General features: G+C 49.3%; 18 protein-coding genes and 6 tRNA genes. 19 read left to right on the forward strand and 5 right to left on the reverse strand.

Features of this window, described 5'->3' with window-relative positions; genetic code table 11:
• Positions 1-109 precede the first annotated feature (109 nt).
• A complete protein-coding gene (locus tag ACQKPA_RS27570) occupies positions 110-2326 on the forward strand; it encodes a Tex family protein (RefSeq protein WP_427495632.1) in 2217 nt (738 codons plus the stop codon).
• 163 nt (positions 2327-2489) lie between these two features.
• On the opposite strand, the gene ACQKPA_RS27575 is transcribed toward ACQKPA_RS27570, so the two are convergent.
• Positions 2490-2930, reverse strand: coding sequence for a GNAT family N-acetyltransferase (locus ACQKPA_RS27575; RefSeq protein WP_427495633.1), 441 nt, complete (start codon positions 2928-2930; stop codon positions 2490-2492).
• A gap of 65 nt (positions 2931-2995) precedes the next feature.
• On the reverse strand, positions 2996-3559 hold the full coding sequence (locus ACQKPA_RS27580) for a CGNR zinc finger domain-containing protein (RefSeq protein WP_427495634.1): 564 nt from the start codon (positions 3557-3559) through the stop codon (positions 2996-2998).
• 146 nt (positions 3560-3705) lie between these two features.
• Here ACQKPA_RS27580 and ACQKPA_RS27585 point away from each other — a divergent pair, with 146 nt between their 5' ends.
• Positions 3706-4176 (forward strand): DinB family protein, encoded by a 471-nt coding sequence (locus ACQKPA_RS27585; protein WP_427495635.1) that lies wholly within the window; start codon positions 3706-3708, stop codon positions 4174-4176.
• 97 nt (positions 4177-4273) lie between these two features.
• On the opposite strand, the gene cmpA is transcribed toward ACQKPA_RS27585, so the two are convergent.
• Together cmpA and ACQKPA_RS27595 are read right to left on the reverse strand one after the other, a co-directional pair.
• Positions 4274-4405 (reverse strand): cortex morphogenetic protein CmpA, encoded by a 132-nt coding sequence (cmpA, locus tag ACQKPA_RS27590; protein WP_015737250.1) that lies wholly within the window; start codon positions 4403-4405, stop codon positions 4274-4276.
• An 80-nt stretch (positions 4406-4485) separates the two neighbouring features.
• Positions 4486-4836 (reverse strand): hydrolase/acyltransferase, encoded by a 351-nt coding sequence (locus tag ACQKPA_RS27595; RefSeq protein ID WP_100539079.1) that lies wholly within the window; start codon positions 4834-4836, stop codon positions 4486-4488.
• 98 nt (positions 4837-4934) lie between these two features.
• Here ACQKPA_RS27595 and ACQKPA_RS27600 point away from each other — a divergent pair, with 98 nt between their 5' ends.
• The 12 genes from ACQKPA_RS27600 to ACQKPA_RS27655 all read left to right on the forward strand — a co-directional run bounded on the left by ACQKPA_RS27600 (position 4935) and on the right by ACQKPA_RS27655 (position 14050).
• Positions 4935-5441, forward strand: a complete 507-nt coding sequence (locus tag ACQKPA_RS27600) for a SprT family protein (RefSeq protein ID WP_427495636.1) — start codon at positions 4935-4937, stop codon at positions 5439-5441.
• A 26-nt stretch (positions 5442-5467) separates the two neighbouring features.
• Positions 5468-5543: transfer RNA gene (locus ACQKPA_RS27605), tRNA-Asn, on the forward strand.
• 3 nt (positions 5544-5546) lie between these two features.
• Positions 5547-5635 (forward strand) — tRNA-Ser (locus ACQKPA_RS27610).
• Between the two features lie 484 nt (positions 5636-6119).
• A tRNA-Glu gene (locus ACQKPA_RS27615) sits at positions 6120-6194 on the forward strand.
• A gap of 157 nt (positions 6195-6351) precedes the next feature.
• Positions 6352-6427: transfer RNA gene (locus tag ACQKPA_RS27620), tRNA-Lys, on the forward strand.
• Positions 6428-6468: 41 nt separating this feature from the next.
• A tRNA-Leu gene (locus ACQKPA_RS27625) sits at positions 6469-6551 on the forward strand.
• 206 nt (positions 6552-6757) lie between these two features.
• Complete coding sequence (locus tag ACQKPA_RS27630; protein ID WP_427495637.1) at positions 6758-7222, forward strand: KGG domain-containing protein; 465 nt, start codon at positions 6758-6760, stop codon at positions 7220-7222.
• A gap of 258 nt (positions 7223-7480) precedes the next feature.
• Positions 7481-9145: an AraC family transcriptional regulator gene (locus ACQKPA_RS27635; RefSeq protein WP_427495638.1), complete on the forward strand. Its 1665-nt coding sequence runs from the start codon at positions 7481-7483 to the stop codon at positions 9143-9145.
• A gap of 117 nt (positions 9146-9262) precedes the next feature.
• A complete protein-coding gene (locus ACQKPA_RS27640) occupies positions 9263-10285 on the forward strand; it encodes an ABC transporter substrate-binding protein (RefSeq protein ID WP_427495639.1) in 1023 nt (340 codons plus the stop codon).
• A 40-nt stretch (positions 10286-10325) separates the two neighbouring features.
• Positions 10326-11333, forward strand: a complete 1008-nt coding sequence (locus ACQKPA_RS27645; protein WP_427495641.1) for a FecCD family ABC transporter permease — start codon at positions 10326-10328, stop codon at positions 11331-11333.
• Between the two features lie 19 nt (positions 11334-11352).
• Positions 11353-12345: a FecCD family ABC transporter permease gene (locus ACQKPA_RS27650; protein WP_427495661.1), complete on the forward strand. Its 993-nt coding sequence runs from the start codon at positions 11353-11355 to the stop codon at positions 12343-12345.
• Between the two features lie 22 nt (positions 12346-12367).
• Complete coding sequence (locus ACQKPA_RS27655) at positions 12368-14050, forward strand: alpha/beta hydrolase (RefSeq protein WP_427495642.1); 1683 nt, start codon at positions 12368-12370, stop codon at positions 14048-14050.
• Positions 14051-14151: 101 nt separating this feature from the next.
• Here ACQKPA_RS27655 and ACQKPA_RS27660 read toward each other — a convergent pair whose 3' ends face one another.
• On the reverse strand, positions 14152-14796 hold the full coding sequence (locus ACQKPA_RS27660; RefSeq protein WP_427495643.1) for a hypothetical protein: 645 nt from the start codon (positions 14794-14796) through the stop codon (positions 14152-14154).
• Between the two features lie 177 nt (positions 14797-14973).
• Here ACQKPA_RS27660 and ACQKPA_RS27665 point away from each other — a divergent pair, with 177 nt between their 5' ends.
• The 5 genes from ACQKPA_RS27665 to ACQKPA_RS27685 all read left to right on the forward strand — a co-directional run bounded on the left by ACQKPA_RS27665 (position 14974) and on the right by ACQKPA_RS27685 (position 16869).
• Positions 14974-15336, forward strand: coding sequence for a helix-turn-helix domain-containing protein (locus ACQKPA_RS27665; RefSeq protein WP_113061772.1), 363 nt, complete (start codon positions 14974-14976; stop codon positions 15334-15336).
• Positions 15337-15439: 103 nt separating this feature from the next.
• Positions 15440-15522: transfer RNA gene (locus ACQKPA_RS27670), tRNA-Leu, on the forward strand.
• A gap of 185 nt (positions 15523-15707) precedes the next feature.
• Positions 15708-16127 carry an organic hydroperoxide resistance protein gene (locus ACQKPA_RS27675; protein WP_071222584.1) on the forward strand — a complete coding sequence of 140 codons (420 nt, stop codon included), beginning with the start codon at positions 15708-15710 and terminating at the stop codon, positions 16125-16127.
• Between the two features lie 134 nt (positions 16128-16261).
• Positions 16262-16504, forward strand: coding sequence for a zinc ribbon domain-containing protein (locus tag ACQKPA_RS27680; RefSeq protein WP_006212369.1), 243 nt, complete (start codon positions 16262-16264; stop codon positions 16502-16504).
• Between the two features lie 89 nt (positions 16505-16593).
• Positions 16594-16869 carry a hypothetical protein gene (locus ACQKPA_RS27685; RefSeq protein ID WP_076324660.1) on the forward strand — a complete coding sequence of 92 codons (276 nt, stop codon included), beginning with the start codon at positions 16594-16596 and terminating at the stop codon, positions 16867-16869.
• Positions 16870-16881 lie beyond the last annotated feature (12 nt).

A 16881-nucleotide genomic window follows, 5' to 3' on the forward strand; every position in this document is an offset into this window, starting at 1 on the left:
TGACATTAAAAGCAGCTTAAAGCCTTATGAAGTGAGCGATGTAGTGGAAATGAGCGCTTAAGTTTGGGATAATAGCAAATATAGTTTCATTGAAGAAAGAGGGATATCATTGTCTGAATTAGAAGCTGTTGTGGAAGTAAATGAGGAACAGATTCGCAAGGAAGAATCGAAACGGATCGTGAAGCAGATCGCGAAGGAGCTTCAATTGTCCGAAAAACAGGTGCGAACGACCGTTGAACTTCTGGATGAGGGCAATACCATACCGTTTATTGCGCGTTACCGTAAGGAAATGACAGGCGAACTGGATGAGAACCAATTACGTGATATTGAAGAGCGGACTGGCTATCTGCGCAATTTGGAGATCCGCAAGCGGGAAGTCATCCGCATCATAGAGGAGCAAGGCAAGCTGACGGAAGATCTGAAGGCATCGATTACGGCCGCCGTTAAGCTGCAGGAGGTAGAAGATCTCTACCGTCCGTATAAGCAAAAGCGTAAAACCCGGGCAAGCGTTGCCAAGGAAAAAGGGCTTGAGCCGTTGTCGGAGTGGATATGGTCGCAGCCGAAGCAGGCTGATGTGATGGTTGAGGCAGCCAAGTATGTGGATGAGGAGAAGGGTGTGGCTTCGGCAGAAGAGGCTGTGCAAGGCGCGATGGATATACTGGCTGAAAACATTGCCGATGACGCAACCGTTCGTTCCTGGGTACGCAGATACAGCCTGGACCACGGCATATTGACCTCAGAGGCGAAGGATACCGAGGTGGAATCCGTATATGAGAACTATTACAATTACCGGGAATTGGCGAAGAAAATGCCGCCGCACCGGATTTTGGCCATTAACCGGGGTGAGCGTGAGAATATTCTGAAGGTAGGGCTTGATGTTCCTTCCGAATCCGTTCACGCGTATATCGGCAAGCAGGTGCTTAAAGGTCCATCTGCCGTCACGGACATTCTTACGGCGGTGATCGAGGATTCATACAAGCGTCTCATTGCCCCATCGATTGAACGGGAAGTACGGGGGGAGCTGACGGAAAAAGGGGAGAACCAGGCGATCTCCATCTTTGCCGGGAACCTGCGCAGCCTGCTGCTGCAGCCGCCGGTGAAGGGACGCTGTGTGCTGGGTGTTGACCCGGCATACCGTACCGGTTGTAAGCTTGCGGTGGTCGATGATACGGGCAAGCTGCTTGAGGTGGCCGTAACCTATCCGACGCCGCCGGCCAACAAGAAGCAGGAGGCCGCCGCGAAGTTTAAAGAGCTGATTGGCAAATACGGCATCAAGCTGATTGTCATTGGAAACGGTACGGCATCCCGTGAAACGGAACAGTTCGTCGCCGAAGAAGTCATTGCGGAACTTGCTGACCCTGAGCTGGCATATCTCATTGTCAATGAAGCGGGAGCAAGCGTGTACTCGGCCTCGAAGCTGGCTCAAGAAGAGTTCCCGGACCTTGATGTCGCCGAGCGCAGCGCGGCCTCGATTGCACGCCGTGTGCAGGATCCGCTGGCAGAGCTGGTGAAGATCGATCCGAAATCGATCGGCGTGGGCCAATATCAGCATGACGTCACCCAGAAGCATCTGGAGGAGAGCCTGAAAGCTGTCGTGGAGTCTGCGGTTAACCATGTCGGGGTGGATGTGAATACGGCATCGCCGTCGCTGCTTTCCTATGTGGCTGGCATCAATGCCACCATTGCCAAAAATATCGTGAAATACCGGGAAGAGAACGGGAAGTTTGTCAGCCGGAAGCAGCTCCAGAAGGTTCCGCGTCTTGGTGCCAAGACTTACGAGCAGTGCGTGGGCTTTATGCGGATTTCGGAAGGCGAGAACATATTGGACCGTACCCCGATTCACCCGGAATCCTATGCGGTGGTTGACCGTTTGTTCCAGGAGCTTCAGGTTTCTCTGGACAAGCTCGGAAGCAAGGAGCTGGCTGAACTGCTGGATGCCCAGCAGCCGGAGAACCTTGCCGTGAAGCTGGAGGTTGGCGTGCCGACGCTTCGTGATATTCTGGACAGCTTGCAGCGTCCGGGACGCGATCCGCGGGAGGAGTTGCCGCTGCCGATTTTCCGCCAGGATGTGCTGAAGATCGAGGATCTTATGCCAGGAATGGAGCTGCAGGGAACGGTACGCAATGTCATAGATTTTGGCGCCTTTGTTGACATCGGCATCAAGAGCGATGGTCTGGTGCATATTTCCCAGCTGAGCGAAGGCTTTGTCAAACACCCGATGGATGTTGTCTCAGTGGGGGATAACGTTACCGTGTGGGTGCTGAATGTAGATTTGAAGAAAGGCCGCGTCGGATTGACGATGCGCAAGCCGAAAGATCAGTCATAGGAACTGCTGCGTATTAGAAGAAGAGCCGTAACTCCTTGAACTGTACCCCAATTGTTAGATATGACCTAACATTCGGAGGTGCAGTTCCCTTTGGGGAGAACGGCTCTTTTTTTGCATAACTTGATCTGGAGTAAAGCTAACGGGGCATGTCCTGGCCGCTGGCTTAGCCATGGCTCAGCTTTAGCAGCAGGACTTTTTTATCGTATCTTTCGAGACACCAGTGATATTTTGCTGGAATTTTGGGTTCGACTGCCGGAGCATTTACATCGACTTCATGAAAATCAAACTTCTTATAGAAATGCTGCAGCTCCTCAAACGGAATGCAGTAAATCGTCTTTAAACCTAGTCTTTTTGATTCTTCCACCAGAAACGAGACGACTTCGTGCGCGAGGGATTGGCCTCTAAACTTGTCCAGAATATAAATACCGCCGAGCTCCGCCTCGTGTTCATTAAGTTTAACCAATCGACCGACTCCTGCGTAGTCGTCTTGCGACATGACGATGGCAATGATTTCATTGTCCAGTGAACTTGGCTGAAAGCCGATGTATTCATATTGTTGATTGACCCAAGGCAATTCTGCTTGAGTTACCCTTTTGATACTCATGATTACTCACCTCAGCTTCTTTAAAATGTATGTGGAGGTTTACAGCGCGCAGCATAAGCATTCGCTTAGTCCTCGCTGTCAGAAAATTGCTGCTTTTTCTTCGCCCGGAATCGTCTGACCTTCATCAGATTCCCGCACATTTTATCGTCGCAATATCGTTTGGAACGGTTTCGCGTGTCGTCGTAATACACCCAGAGGCAATCGGGATTCGTGCAGATGCGGAACCGGGATAACTCGCCTTGCTCGATGGCTTGCGCAAAGGAGCCGGCAATCTCGGCAGCCGCTGCTTGCAGGCCAGGATTTTGGAGGATATAGGACAGTGCCAAATTTTGATCCTCATCTATCTCCAGATGGCGAATAACGGGTCCGGCAGCCATCCAGCGGTTTAATTCCTCTATCTCCCTGGGCGAAGGTGACTCACCCGCGACGATGTGTTGAACACACGTCAACAGGAAGGAACGAAGCTGTCTCAGCAGCCCCAGTTCATCCGGGGTCAGGGGCAGGCTGACTTGCAGCTGATATTGGTTCATGAAATCGGTGAGCCAATCCTCTCGGGCAAGCCGGTCCTCGGATCGGCCGCTGCCTCTCCAGTCATGCCATTCGCTGTTTATAAAATCATCCCACAACATGAAACTCATCCTTTCTCATCTCATTATTGTAACAAGTAAATATTAATGTTGCTAGTTACTTGTAATGGGGTCTGAAATGTGTTAATTTTTATGTAACATTCTATTTAATTTATGCTGGTTACAAATTTGAAACGGAGGCGATCGTTATGAACATGAAGGAACTGCTGCTCCAAAACTGGGATTATGCGATGGGACAGGAGGATTGGTATCCGCCGATTCTTCCTGCTCTGAAGGACGTAACTATTGATCAGGCTTTGTGGAAACCGCAAGGGCAGGCGGCAAATTCCATTTGGGAGAACGTGCAGCATTTGCTGTATTACAAGCAGCGTCTGCTCGCGAGATTGGAAGGAACGCCGCTTCCTAATGAAGGAATCGGCAATGACGAGACGTTTCTCATTCATGACACAAGTGAGGGGGCATGGAATACAGCTCGGGAGCAGCTTCAGGATGTTCATGCCGCTTTAAGGCAGAAGATTGAAGAGATGACGGAGGCGGAGATCATCGAATCGCCGCAGCGAATACTTAGCTTAATCATGCATGATGCGTATCATACGGGACAAATTGTTTTTCTCCGGAAGCTTCAGGGCTCCTGGCCAGCTAAACGCAGCGATCTATAAGTATAACATTCGTCCATTCAGCCATCATAATAAATGCAAGAATAAGCCGGACAGGGTGTCCGGCTTATTGTCATACCTATGGATCGGTTGCAGTGCACTAACGGGCATTTGAGTTTTCTTCGCCCGGGGAATTCCGGTAAAAGTACCAGCATTCGTTCAGCAGCTTGATCTGACGTCTGTCCTTTTTGCGAAAAGCGCGTGTCAATTGATTGCAGAGCCATTGCGGCAAGGGTATCTCCTCCTCTTGCTAATTCCATCTGTATGGATAGCATATGGGGAAAAAGCCCAAAGCGTGCAGGTCTACCTCGATTATTGCGCTTCTTCCTCGTACCATTGCTCAAGCTGCGCTTGGAGAGCACGAATTTCGGTAAGCAACGAGATGAGCGGATATTCCGTTTCCTTAAGGGAAGCAAATGCCTGCTCAAGCTCATTTATGTATTCCAGACCACCTTGAATGCTCAGCGATTCCTGAAGCAGATCCAGATTGTCGCATTCGGCTACAGCAAGAGGCAGCTGAGGTTTGCCTGCGGCGGTGAGTTTATCGATTTCCTTATTGAGGCGTAAATTTAGAGCACTGAGCTGGTAAGCATAGTCACTGGGCATTTCGACAAATAACAGCTCGTCCTGTCCTTTTAAAATAACGTAGCGCATGTTCGGCATGATTGCAGGTTCTCCCTCCATACTTTCTACTTGACAGTGTAGCCCAGAGAGAAGTTAAAATTCAAGTAGCATTTATAAGGCAAAAGGAAGGATCAGACATGGTGACGATCAACGAGATGAGTAACGAAGAACTGCAGGTATGGGTTGAGAAAATCTCGCTGGAAAGCTTCCGGGTTCCGTTCAGGCATCAGGCTACGTTTAACCGGCGATTGTCTTCAACGGGCGGGCGTTATTTCATGAAAAGCCATAACATCGAGATCAATCCGCATCAGCTTGCTACGAACGGTAAGGAAGAGGTGGAGAAGATCATCAAGCATGAGCTGTGCCACTATCATCTGCATATCGCGGGCAGGGGATATCGGCATCGGGACGCTGATTTCAAAAACCTGCTGCAGGCCGTAGGAGGGAGCCGTTTCTGCAAATCCTTGCCGAAGGGCAAGGTCGCGGGCCGTCGTCAACCGGAACCATACCGATATAAACTACGCTGCAGCTACTGCGGAACCGAATATCTGCGTAAACGAAAGATGAATCCCGCCCGGTATCGGTGCGGAAAGTGCAGCGGACGCCTTACACTCCTGAAGCTTGACTCCCCTATGAAGTCATGATAAATTATTAATATCCAACTTAATGTTCCCTGATAGCTCAGTTGGTAGAGCACTCGACTGTTAATCGAGTTGTCACAGGTTCGAGTCCTGTTCGGGGAGCCATATGGAGAGATACCCAAGTGGCTATAAGGGGACCCTCTGCTAAGGGGTTAGACTGCGTAAGCGGTGCGAGGGTTCGAATCCCTCTCTCTCCGTTGAGCGTTACATCGAAGAAAGCTCCCATCACCAAGTGATTGGGAGCTTTTTTGCAAGGGATGAGAACCCTGAATAGGGTTCGTCGGAGCATAAGCAGCGTTAGGAATACTTCGCAGTCTCGACCGAAGGGAGAGTACCCCTTTCTTTCGTTGAGCGTTACATCGAAGAAAGCTCCCATCACAAGGTGATCGGGAGCTTTTTTTGCATAGGGATGAGATATGCTGCTGATGATGGGGTTGCATTGCATTTTATGGACGGACGGTTGGATCGAATCGTAAGTTCAAGGGAAAATGCACATGCATACCATGTGGAGCGTGAAGGAAATTGCGTTCAAGAAGTGAAGTTAATACCGGATTTTTTAGGCTGATTTACTGGCCGAAAAAGCTCCAAAAATAAATTTTGAAATTTACGAAAAAAAAGCTTGCCAGCATTTTTGGAATTATGCTATACTCAATCTTGTCGTCACGGCGACGTGGTTAAAGCGGCCCGTTGGTCAAGGGGTTAAGACACCTCCCTTTCACGGAGGTAACAGGGGTTCGAATCCCCTACGGGTCACCACTTTCTATATAACCTCGGGATGAGAACCCCGTCGGTTCGTCGGAGCATAACCTTCGTTAGGATAAGCTTCGCAGTCTCGAACGAAGAGAGAGTATCCCCTACGGGTCACCACTTTCTATATAACTTTCTTATATGGCAGCAGCACGATTGTCATCGAGAGCCATTAGCTCAGTTGGTAGAGCACCTGACTTTTAATCAGGGTGTCGAAGGTTCGAGTCCTTCATGGCTCACCATTTTTTTACAAAGCAATGAAACGATGTACTCCTTATATTATGCGGTAGTGGTGGAATGGCAGACACGCTATCTTGAGGGGGTAGTGGGTGTATACCCGTGGAGGTTCGAGTCCTCTCTACCGCATACGAACAGTAAGAAAAAGCTCCGCACCTTGTGCGGGGCTTTTTTTTGCGCTTAAGATCTCAAATGTATAAACTTCAAAGCATCACGGTTTTGATCGATTTTCATTGCACATTTATGCACAACAAGTGTTTCATCTCTGGTCAGGAGTTTAATATCATAACGTGGACGAGCAACAACTTCAAATTACCTATAAGGAGTGATTCAGAATGGCTAATAACAACAATGGAAAGATGAGCCGTGAAGAAGCAGGACGTTTAGGTGGAGAAGCAACTGCGAACAACCATGACAAAGAGTTCTACCAAGAAATCGGACGGAAGGGCGGCGAAGCAACCTCCCGTTCCCATGACAAAGAGTTTTATCAGGACATCGGTAAAAAAGGAGGAGACTCCACGTCAAACTCCCATGATAAAGAATTTTATCAGGAAATCGGCCAGAAGGGCGGGGAAGCGACTTCCGATTCCCATGGCAGGGAATTCTATGAGGACATCGGACGCAAAGGCGGCGAGGCTACCTCGGAATCCCACGGACGTGAGTTCTATCAAGAGATTGGACAGCAGGGCGGCGAAGCCAGAAGCGGCAGCGGCAGCAACGGGGACGGCAAGATGAGCCGTGAAGAAGCGGGCCGCAAAGGCGGCGAGGCAAGAGCAAGACAGCGCCAGCGGGGGAACTAATGACAATCCGGATGATTTGAGAAGAAGTCCCTTTGGAGGGGACTGGAATACTTGCATGCGAAAGATCCGCCTTCATACACAATATTTGAAAAGCAGCAGCTACGTCTCCCTGACAGGGAGCGCATGGCTGCTTTCTTTTTGTCTAACGTCTCATACGGCAAGGTGGACAAGAGAAAGATCGTGCTGGACTTTTGGGGCGGTGTATGATAATTATATGATAATGATAACCATTCTCATTTAAGGTTGGGGTCTGTATATATGTTAAACCTGTCGACGAATAGCAGTAGCAAAAAAGATTCGCGTGAATACAGCGGGCTAATGGCCCGTTTATGGAATATGGATATTGTTCATGGTCAAGCGCTCTCCTTGGAGCAGCAGTTGGCAGTGCAGCCAGCCCTGATTATCCCGCTTAGCGGGGAAACCTGTTTGCAACAGGCAGAACAAATCACCCGTATGAATAAGGGATGCGTTTATTGTTGTGCAGCGGGGACTACTTTCGGAATTACGAGTGTCGATCACAAGAGTTCCGAGGAACACGAGCAGGCTTCGGTTGCGATCTTTCATTATAGTTTCATGGAAGGGATATCAAGCTGCGGTCGATTGCATGAGGTGGATTGCGCCGATTTCATGCCCTATGACGGCATCTTTGTCATCAACTCTCCGGACCGCTTGAATCTCGTCTGCCGATCGATGTATAAGGATTTTCACAGCAAGGAGCCCATGAAGCATTGGAGGGTTCAGCTGGATTTTCAAGAGCTGCTATATACGACGATTGCCGAATGCAGCCCTTACTCCAAGAATGATAAGCGGCAAGCGCTGGAGCGGGTGAAAGAGTATATCGAGGAGCATTATGATGAAGATTTAACGATTGAACAATTGGCGAACCTTTCGGAGTTGAGTCCCAAATATTTTGTTGAAGTCTATAAGAAGACGTATGGGCACAGCGCAATGGATTATTTGGCGCATGTTCGTTTGAACAAGGCGAAGCAGTTGATGCTGGGCTCGGATTCTTTGCTGCGCGAAGTGGCGCATATGGTGGGGTATAAGGATGAATTTTATTTTAGCCGCAAATTTAAGAAGGCATTCGGGATATCCCCCTCGGTGTATATGAAGACAAGGAAAAATAAACTGGCGATGTACGGCTCAACGGCCCTCCTGGGTTACGCCATGCCGCTGGATTTCACGCCGTATGCGGCTCCGCTTCATCCGAAGTGGTCACAGCATTACTATAACATGCTTGGGCCGGATATCCCTGTCCATCTGGATGCTTACCGCCAGAATCATAACAAATATGCCAATCTGGAGAAGCTGGCCTCGGCACGTCCAGAGCTCATCGTCTGTGCACAGGGGGTGGAGGATTGGGAGAAGGAGCAGCTTCGGTTGATTGCACCTCTCTACGAAATGCCGGAAGAACAGGAAGGGTGGCAGTTTAATCTGTTAGGTCTCGCTAAATTGCTGAACAAGCTGCCTGAAGCAGAGCAGTGGATCGAAACGTTTCATCATAAAATATCGACCTACCGTGAGAAGCTCCCCGCTGAAATGATGGAAGAACGCACGCTTTTGACTGCACGCCTGCATCAGGATGAACTGATGGCTTACACCCATCCGGGCATGAAGGAACTATTATTTGATTATTTTAATTTTCAGCCGGCTAAGCCTGTGGACTGGGATGCTGGATGTTTAACGATTGAGCAGATCAAGGAAAGCCGGGCAGACCATATGTTGCTCTTGATCCGTCAGGATTCCGAAACGCTGGCGAATTGGAGAAAACTGCAGGCAACACCGGAGTGGATGACCATACCCGCGGTGCGAGACGGAACGTTCCATCAATTATCCTCTTACCCTTGGCGCGAGTACTCTCCCATTGCGATGGAGCAGATGGCGGAGGAAGCCTTCCGGTTGTTTTCCGGAAATTGTCCATGAGGAATCCGGTGATTTGTCCATGGTACTAAGAGAGCAAATCCTATACTATGATCAATAATGATAATCATTATCAATTATTGAGTGGTCATAGATCATGGAAGGGGTAATTGGAGAGAGATGAAACGAATGAAATGGATGTTGGGGTTATTGCTGGTATTTGCGTTGGTACTGTCCGCTTGCGGTGGAGGTAACGAGGCTAAAGATACAGACGGAGCAAGCGCGAATAATGCAGCAGAGAGCGAGAACACAGCCGGGGAGGATAACGCTGCGCAAGAGAAAGCGACTCCAGCGCCGTCCGATACTAAAGTTGTGAAATACCTCGATCAGGAATATACGCTTCCGGCCAAAACGGAGCGCATCGTTATCACCGGTGCCGTTGAAGCCATGGAGGATGCCATTGTGCTGGAAGTTAATCCGGTTGGGGCCATTACCTTCTCGGGTAAATTCCCGCCGATGTTTGAGTCGATTACGAAGGACGCCCAATCGGTTGGTGAGAAAATGGAGCCGAATTTCGAAACGATCCTGTCTTTGAAGCCGGATGTGATTTTGGCATCGTCCAAAGCTAAGCCTGAAGTCATTGAACAGTTAAATAAAATCGCTCCCACGATCCCGTACTCCCATATATCGACCAACTGGGAGAGCAACCTGAAATTGCTCGGCGAGTTAAGCGGCAAACAGGAACAAGCGGAACAGGCAATCGCGAAATATAAAGAGGACTTGGAAAAAGTCAAAGCAACGATTGGAGATAGCCTGAAGGACAAGAAGGTTCTGGCGCTTCGGATTCGTGCAGGCGAGATGTACATCTACCCGGCAGGTGTGTTCTTTAATCCGGTATTGTATGAGGATTTGGGGATTGCAGTACCGGCTGAAGTAGCCGCAGCCAAAGCACAGGAACTGATCTCGAAAGAGAAGATTGCAGAGATGAATCCGGATTACGTATTTGTCCAAGTCTCGCCAGATGAGAATAAGGATACGCCGAATGCTTTGGAAGAACTGCAGAATGATCCGATCATGAAGAACTTGAATGCATTCAAGAACGGCACCGCTTTTGTCAATGTGGTGGACCCACTCGCTCAAGGCGGAACTGCGTACAGCAAAATCGAGTTTCTGAAAGCTGCGGTCGAAAGTCTGACAAAGTAACATCCAACATTTCAGTATAAACCTATAAGGCGTGTTGTTCATGAGGTTCAAAAAATCACTGCCGGCTGTCATCCTTGTGATGGCCCCGGCAGTCTGCTTCTTGCTCATAGCGGCCTCCATCCTGTATGGAGCCAAAAATATTACGATGGATACCGTTTGGGATTCCATCTTTGCTTTTGATTCGGAGAGCATCGATCATCAGATTATCGTGAGCTCCCGATTGCCGAGAGTCGTCGGCGCTATGCTCATCGGCGCTTTTCTCGCGGTATCAGGCGCTTTAATGCAAGGAATGACAAGGAACTATTTGGCGTCCCCATCCATTATGGGGGTATCTGATGGTTCGGTCTTCGCGGTGACACTGTTCATGGTATTTATCCCGAACGCCAGCTCCAATATGTATATTGTCAGTTCGTTGATCGGCTCAGCCATCGGAGCGGCCGTCGTGTTCGGCTTGGCATGGCTTATTCCTGGCGGACTCAGCCCGGTTCGACTGGCTATACTCGGAACCGTAGTGGGGACGTTTCTTAGCGGTACCGCAGAGGCATTGGCGGCCTATTTTCAGATATCACAAAATATCAGCTTCTGGTACAATGCCCGGCTGCATGCCATGGACCCGGAACTGATTAAACTGAGCATTCCGTTTGCAATCGTTGGTTTGTGTCTTGCTGTTGTATTATCCAAATCGATCACGCTGCTGTCGCTCGGGGACGAGACGGCCAAGGGGCTCGGTGTGAATACATGGCTGATTAAAGCCCTTGCGATGGTGGCTGTTGTGATTCTGACCGGCGTATCCGTGGCTCTGGCGGGTAAGGTTGCCTTTGTAGGTTTGATTATTCCTCATATTGCCCGTTTTCTGTCCGGCTCGGATTATCGATGGATCGTACCGGTGTCGGGCGTGCTTGGCGGCATGTTTCTTGCATTATGCGATATTCTCGCACGGTTTGTAAATTATCCGTTTGAGACGCCGGTGGGTGTTATAACTTCGTTGATCGGGGTTCCTTTCTTCCTCTATTTGATCAAGACGAGGGGAGGGGCTCAGCGTGCGTAACACCTATTATCGATTCCCGATGGTTCTGACTGGAGGAATCTTGGTTGTATTGACTTCCGTATATTTCAGTCTCACCAATGGGACGTTTGATATGTCCATCAAGGAAGTATTTCAAACTTTGCTCCGGATGAATCCCAATTCGGATTTCGATCTCGTTGTGTTCGAGTTCAGGCTGCCTCGTATTGTGCTTGGCGCTCTCGTCGGGTTTGCGCTGGGTATGGCCGGTGCCGTTATCCAGGGGGTTACCCGCAACGGACTTGCGGATCCGGGCATTCTTGGCATCAATGCAGGTGCAGGCATGGCGGTTGTGTTGTTTATGTTCCTGCTGCAAGGGCAGATCACGATGACCGGGTGGCTCGGGGTTATGATGATGCCGATGTTCGGTAGCGCTGGGGGTTTGGCGGCAACTACGGCCATATTGATGTTCGCCAGAGAAAACGGAAAGCTGGATCCGCAGCGGCTAATTCTTGTGGGGATTGCGATTGCATCGGGTTTTGGTGCTATTACGATGTTCCTCTCGCTCAAAATGAATCCATCGGATTATGAAATGGCTGTAGCTTGGCTGGCCGGCAGCCTTCACAGCGCTAACTGGAAGTTTGTGGTCACGATGCTTCCTTGGCTCATCATGCTGCCGCCTGTCATTTGGCTCCGCTCTCAAGTGCTCGACTTGTTCCAGCTGAGCGAGGAAAGCGTGAAGAGTGTCGGGGTAACCGTTGAACGTGAGAAAAATGTATTGCTTCTATGCAGCATCGGTTTGGTCAGCGCGAGTGTTGCCGTATCCGGCAGCATTGGGTTTGTCGGTCTGATCGCTCCGCATCTGGCGAGGCAGCTGGTTGGACTGCGGCACAGGCATATCATCCCGATCAGCGGTATAGCAGGTATGGCGATTGTGGTCATAGGCGATTTCATCGGCAGAACGATATTCGCTCCGGCCGAGTTGGCTGCAGGCATTGTGGTGTCCGTGATTGGGGTTCCATATTTTATCTATCTATTAATTCGCATGCGAAAATAAAAGCAGCTTTCGGGAGGATTACATGAATCGTTATCAACGGCTGGTGGTTGAGGACAGGGAACTCACACTGTATTTACCTCCTTCTTATCATGAGTCGGACCGTTCCTATCCTGTTGCCTACGTACAGGATCAAGGAGATATGTTCACGTACTGTCTCAACTATCTGAACCATCTATATGCAGCAGGCCAACTGGTCGAGGTCATCCTGGTCGGGATATCGTCAACAAACCGGAACCGTGAGTACACGCCTTGGCCGGCCGAGCCGCTGCTGGAGGGTAATCCGCCTTTTGGCGGGGAGGGCAGAGCTTATGTCGATGAGGTTGCGGATGTCATTAAGGCGTACATAGACAGACAGTACCGTACGCTCGCAGCGCCCGAACATACAGCCATCATTGGCGGTTCCTTGGGCGGTTTGATTTCGATGTTCGCGGGGTATTGGCGCGCCGAGACCTTCGGACGGATCGGGATGCTGTCGGCTTCGTTATGGTATGACGGGGTTATGGATTACATCAGGGAGCAGGGGGAATTGCCTGCCGGGCTGAGGGTGTATATGTCCGTTGGACAGTTGGAAGGTGCGTATAAGAACAATGCGCAAAAACATATGTATCCGAATAACGTCGAGACCCATCTATTCTGGATGGAACAAGGGGTGAGCCCCGAGCGGCTCCAGCTGGCGGTAGATCCTGATGGGACCCATGATCCCATCTTTATGGCCAGAAGATTTCCGGAAGCGCTGCGGTGGTTGTTCGTCAAGGAAGAATATGACCAAGAATCAGAGATGGTGCGGGCTCAGCATGAGGGTATGGGTAACCACGAAAAGGGCGAAAAGCACGAAAAGGATGAAGAGCACGATAACCGCGATGACCATAACCATGATAACCACAATAACCGCGATAACTGCAATCACCACGAAAAAGATCCTCTGTTTTGCATACCGGGAACGGTGACATGGTCCATGCAATCTGACGTCACAGGCCGTGAATACCGTATTTTCATTGCCGAACCGATGGGACCGCCTCCTGAAGGCGGTTATCCTGTATTATATTCGCTGGATGCCAATGCGACCTTCGGAACGCTTGCGGAGGCAATCCGACTGCAATCCCGGACGCCCCGTGGCATTCCCTCGGCGCTTATTGTCGGGATCGGCTTTGACAGTGACAGTCCGATCGTGAGCAGCGAGCGTTTTTACAACTTTACTGAATATGCTGAAGACCATGAATTGCCGGTCCGCCCTAACGGATTGGATTGGCCGGAAACAGGCGGCGTCGAAGCATTCCTTACGTTCATCGAGTTTCAGCTGAAGCCGGCCGTGGAGCGGCAATACGCGGTAAATCGTTCGAAGCAGGCGCTGTTCGGGCACTCACTCGGTGGTTTTTTCACCTTGTATACATTATTCACCAGACCGGAGACCTTTTCGCGGTATATTGCGGCTTGTCCCTCGGTGTGGTGGAAAAACTACGTGCTGTACAAACGATGGAAAGAGGGGAGGCTCCGTTTACAACAGAGTGGACAGCGTAAAGAGCTGCGTCTGTACGTTGGAGCTGAGGAGAAGCCGTCCATGGTGCAAGACGCCAGGGAACTCTATGCATTCCTCAAAGGGCATGATGAGGTGCTGGAGACTACGTTTCATGAAATTGAGGGAGAAGGCCACGTCTCGGTGCTGCCTGCTCTGATAAGCCCTCTGCTTCGTTTTGTGAACGCGTAATATGAGAATGATGACTTAAGCATGAATAAGCAGCCTCATATCCAGGGATAAAGCCGGATCATGAAGCTGCTTATTCCGCGTTGCTGTATACAGGCAGAGTGTTAATCGAGTAATTCCGGATCATCAAGGATGGAAGAGTACTTTGGGTATAATCTGCGAATGCAATCCGGACAGATATCGTGGGTAAATTCAATGGGGAGGCGGCTCTCCAAATAGCTCTCCACAGGCTCCCACTCTTCCGCGTGGTGAACGTATTTGCATACGGCGCAGATGGGAATATGCCCGGGAAGGGGAAAGCTGTGAGCCAGCGCTTGTTCCAGCAGCAATTCCTTGCGTTTGAACTTGGTAATATCCGTAAATGATATCATAGCTCCGTGAATACGGCTGTCCTTGTGGATAAGCAGCGGCAGTACCTCACATAAAACCCAATTCTCTTGGTCGTTCCATTGCACGGCATATTCAAAGGAATAATCAGATTGCTTACCCAGCATAACATCTCTTACGGAGGGCACATCCAGCTCATGGAAAAAATGATCGAATGAAGCCAAACTCAAGCGCTGGGAAGCGATATTAAAAAAAGATGCCCCCTGCCATCCAAACTCAGGGGAAACACCATATCTTTCGGCCATGGTAATGAGTGGATCGTTAATTTTGTCTATGATGCCATCCGGCGTAATGATCATCAATCCTTTATTCAAGGAATGAACCGCATTATTCCAAGATGTGATCATGGTATCGTAGGGCAAATGACTCGCTCCTCATACTGAATAGACTCATGAGTAAAAGATACAACGATCCATGAGTACTATGGTATAATTTAGGCAATATATATTTGATTATACACGTAATTAAGTGGTTTTGCAAGAGAAAAATACGTACATAAGTAATTTTCTTTCAAAGAGAACTAGGAAGGCGGTTGTTTGATGCAGTCTATTTACCAACGAATCGAACATCTCATAGAAAGCCGAGGTATGACCAAGAAGGCGTTTTGTGAAACCCTCGGGATCAGCACAGGAAATTTTGGTGATTGGAAAAGGGGGAAAACAACGCCGAGCACAAATAAATTGATTGAGATTGCTGCATTCTTTTCCGTAAGCTTGGATTGGTTGATTATTGGCAAGGGCAATCCCACCCGACTCAGGGAAGCGCGTGGGGAGTATGAAGTGGATCCGGAATCATCCGATCTTCCCTTCATGTCGGGATTGGCAGAGAATGAGAAGGAGTTTATCCGGGAATATATCGAGTTTTCAGCATACCGGAAGGAAAAGCGAAACGATAAGACTTAGCTGCTCATGCGCTTAAGCTGTTGATCCATAACTTGGTTCTTTACTTTTGTATGACGGAACAGTATAATAGGGAATGTTCGCTACAGAACATCCCTTATAACATGCGGTAGTGGTGGAATGGCAGACACGCTATCTTGAGGGGGTAGTGGGTGTATACCCGTGGAGGTTCGAGTCCTCTCTACCGCATACTTCATGAAGAAGCTGTTTATCAAGAGGAATTCTTCCTTTGATAAACAGCTTTTTTGTTTGCTCAGCGAGCTGGGACATACTGTTTCTTATGCGAGTTTGCCCTATTTATCGTTTCAATTTCCGCTGCAAGTTTAAAGAGTACATGTAGAAACCATAATAGGGCATGAAGGAGATGAACGAGCATGAAACCATTATACACAGCAGATGTAAAAGTCATTGGAGGGCGTGAAGGCTCTGTTGAATCTACGGATGGGGTTCTTAATCACAAATTAAGCATGCCGAAGGAGCTTGGAGGACCGGGCGGTGACGGAACCAATCCGGAGCAGCTGTTTGCGGCCGGCTATGGCGCCTGTTACGAAAGCGCCCTGGCTAATATCGCCCGCAAAGAGGGCGTCGAGCTCAAGGACGTTGTGATTCACTCTCAGGTCATGATCGGAAAGGACGAAGGCGCTGACGGTTTTAAGCTTGCGGTGAAGCTGAAGATCGAAATGCCGGGGATCGAACGAAGCCAGGCGGAGGACCTCGCGAAGAAGGCGCATGCGTTCTGCCCTTATTCCAAGGCAACCCGAGGCAACATCGACGTGGAGTTAAGCGTAAGCTAACCATAAAGGAATTCGGATGGTCCTCTGAAATGGAGGGTCATCCTTTTTTGTCGGCTTACGATGCTGAATATGAAACTTTTTACATGATGCTCCGTATTTCAGTTAAAGCTACGAATTGGAAAGGGGCGCTTAAGATGCGTATTGAACAAATGATAGAGGAACGGTTTGTATGCAGCAAATGCGGAGGGAATCACTGCCAGACGAAAGAGGTCTCGATGTCAGGGGCCGGGCTGAGCAAGATGTTTGATATTCAGCACAATCATTTCCTATTTGTTTCCTGTACGAACTGCGGATATGTGGAAGTGTTCAACCCGGATATATTAGAAGGTAAAAAGAGGGGGCAGCTTGGCTCGATCCTGGATGTGTTCTTCGGTTGACATCACCCCTAAAATTCTTTAATATGACTAAGTACCAGAAAGTACAAACCAGTCATAGGGAATTTAAATAAAATAAACGGGTGATGAACATGCCATACAGACCGCAGATTGCAAATGTGACCACAGCTGGAAGCAATGAAAAAGAAGGGCTTTACGAATTCATTATCCACACGGCTGACGGAACGGATATTCGCGTATTCTATAACCGCTTCCCGGAATGGAAACTGACTGCGCTTAGCCGACTTGGGAAAGTACCTTGCCCGGTTTGTCGTAAGGATTTCATATGCAAATGCATGGAGAAATTCTCGAACGAATTCGACCAGCAGATGAAAGACGGCGAGTGGCTGAACAAAGCTGCTGAGTAATAAACCAATAAG

The organism is Paenibacillus sp. NPDC093718 (assembly GCF_050279985.1).
Classification (GTDB): Bacteria; Bacillota; Bacilli; order Paenibacillales; family Paenibacillaceae; genus Paenibacillus_AQ.

Bases quoted from the DNA above. Each gene is read 5' to 3' on its own strand.
- ACQKPA_RS27575 (WP_427495633.1), bottom strand. From the start codon at position 2,930: ATGAGTATCAAAAGGGTAACTCAAGCAGAATTGCCTTGGGTCAATCAA.
- ACQKPA_RS27580 (WP_427495634.1), bottom strand. From the start codon at position 3,559: ATGTTGTGGGATGATTTTATAAACAGCGAATGGCATGACTGGAGAGGC.
- ACQKPA_RS27585 (WP_427495635.1), top strand. From the start codon at position 3,706: ATGAACATGAAGGAACTGCTGCTCCAAAACTGGGATTATGCGATGGGA.
- ACQKPA_RS27595 (WP_100539079.1), bottom strand. From the start codon at position 4,836: ATGCCGAACATGCGCTACGTTATTTTAAAAGGACAGGACGAGCTGTTA.
- ACQKPA_RS27600 (WP_427495636.1), top strand. From the start codon at position 4,935: ATGGTGACGATCAACGAGATGAGTAACGAAGAACTGCAGGTATGGGTT.
- ACQKPA_RS27630 (WP_427495637.1), top strand. From the start codon at position 6,758: ATGGCTAATAACAACAATGGAAAGATGAGCCGTGAAGAAGCAGGACGT.
- ACQKPA_RS27635 (WP_427495638.1), top strand. From the start codon at position 7,481: ATGTTAAACCTGTCGACGAATAGCAGTAGCAAAAAAGATTCGCGTGAA.
- ACQKPA_RS27640 (WP_427495639.1), top strand. From the start codon at position 9,263: ATGAAACGAATGAAATGGATGTTGGGGTTATTGCTGGTATTTGCGTTG.
- ACQKPA_RS27645 (WP_427495641.1), top strand. From the start codon at position 10,326: ATGAGGTTCAAAAAATCACTGCCGGCTGTCATCCTTGTGATGGCCCCG.
- ACQKPA_RS27650 (WP_427495661.1), top strand. From the start codon at position 11,353: ATGGTTCTGACTGGAGGAATCTTGGTTGTATTGACTTCCGTATATTTC.
- ACQKPA_RS27655 (WP_427495642.1), top strand. From the start codon at position 12,368: ATGAATCGTTATCAACGGCTGGTGGTTGAGGACAGGGAACTCACACTG.
- ACQKPA_RS27665 (WP_113061772.1), top strand. From the start codon at position 14,974: ATGCAGTCTATTTACCAACGAATCGAACATCTCATAGAAAGCCGAGGT.
- ACQKPA_RS27675 (WP_071222584.1), top strand. From the start codon at position 15,708: ATGAAACCATTATACACAGCAGATGTAAAAGTCATTGGAGGGCGTGAA.
- ACQKPA_RS27680 (WP_006212369.1), top strand. From the start codon at position 16,262: ATGCGTATTGAACAAATGATAGAGGAACGGTTTGTATGCAGCAAATGC.
- ACQKPA_RS27685 (WP_076324660.1), top strand. From the start codon at position 16,594: ATGCCATACAGACCGCAGATTGCAAATGTGACCACAGCTGGAAGCAAT.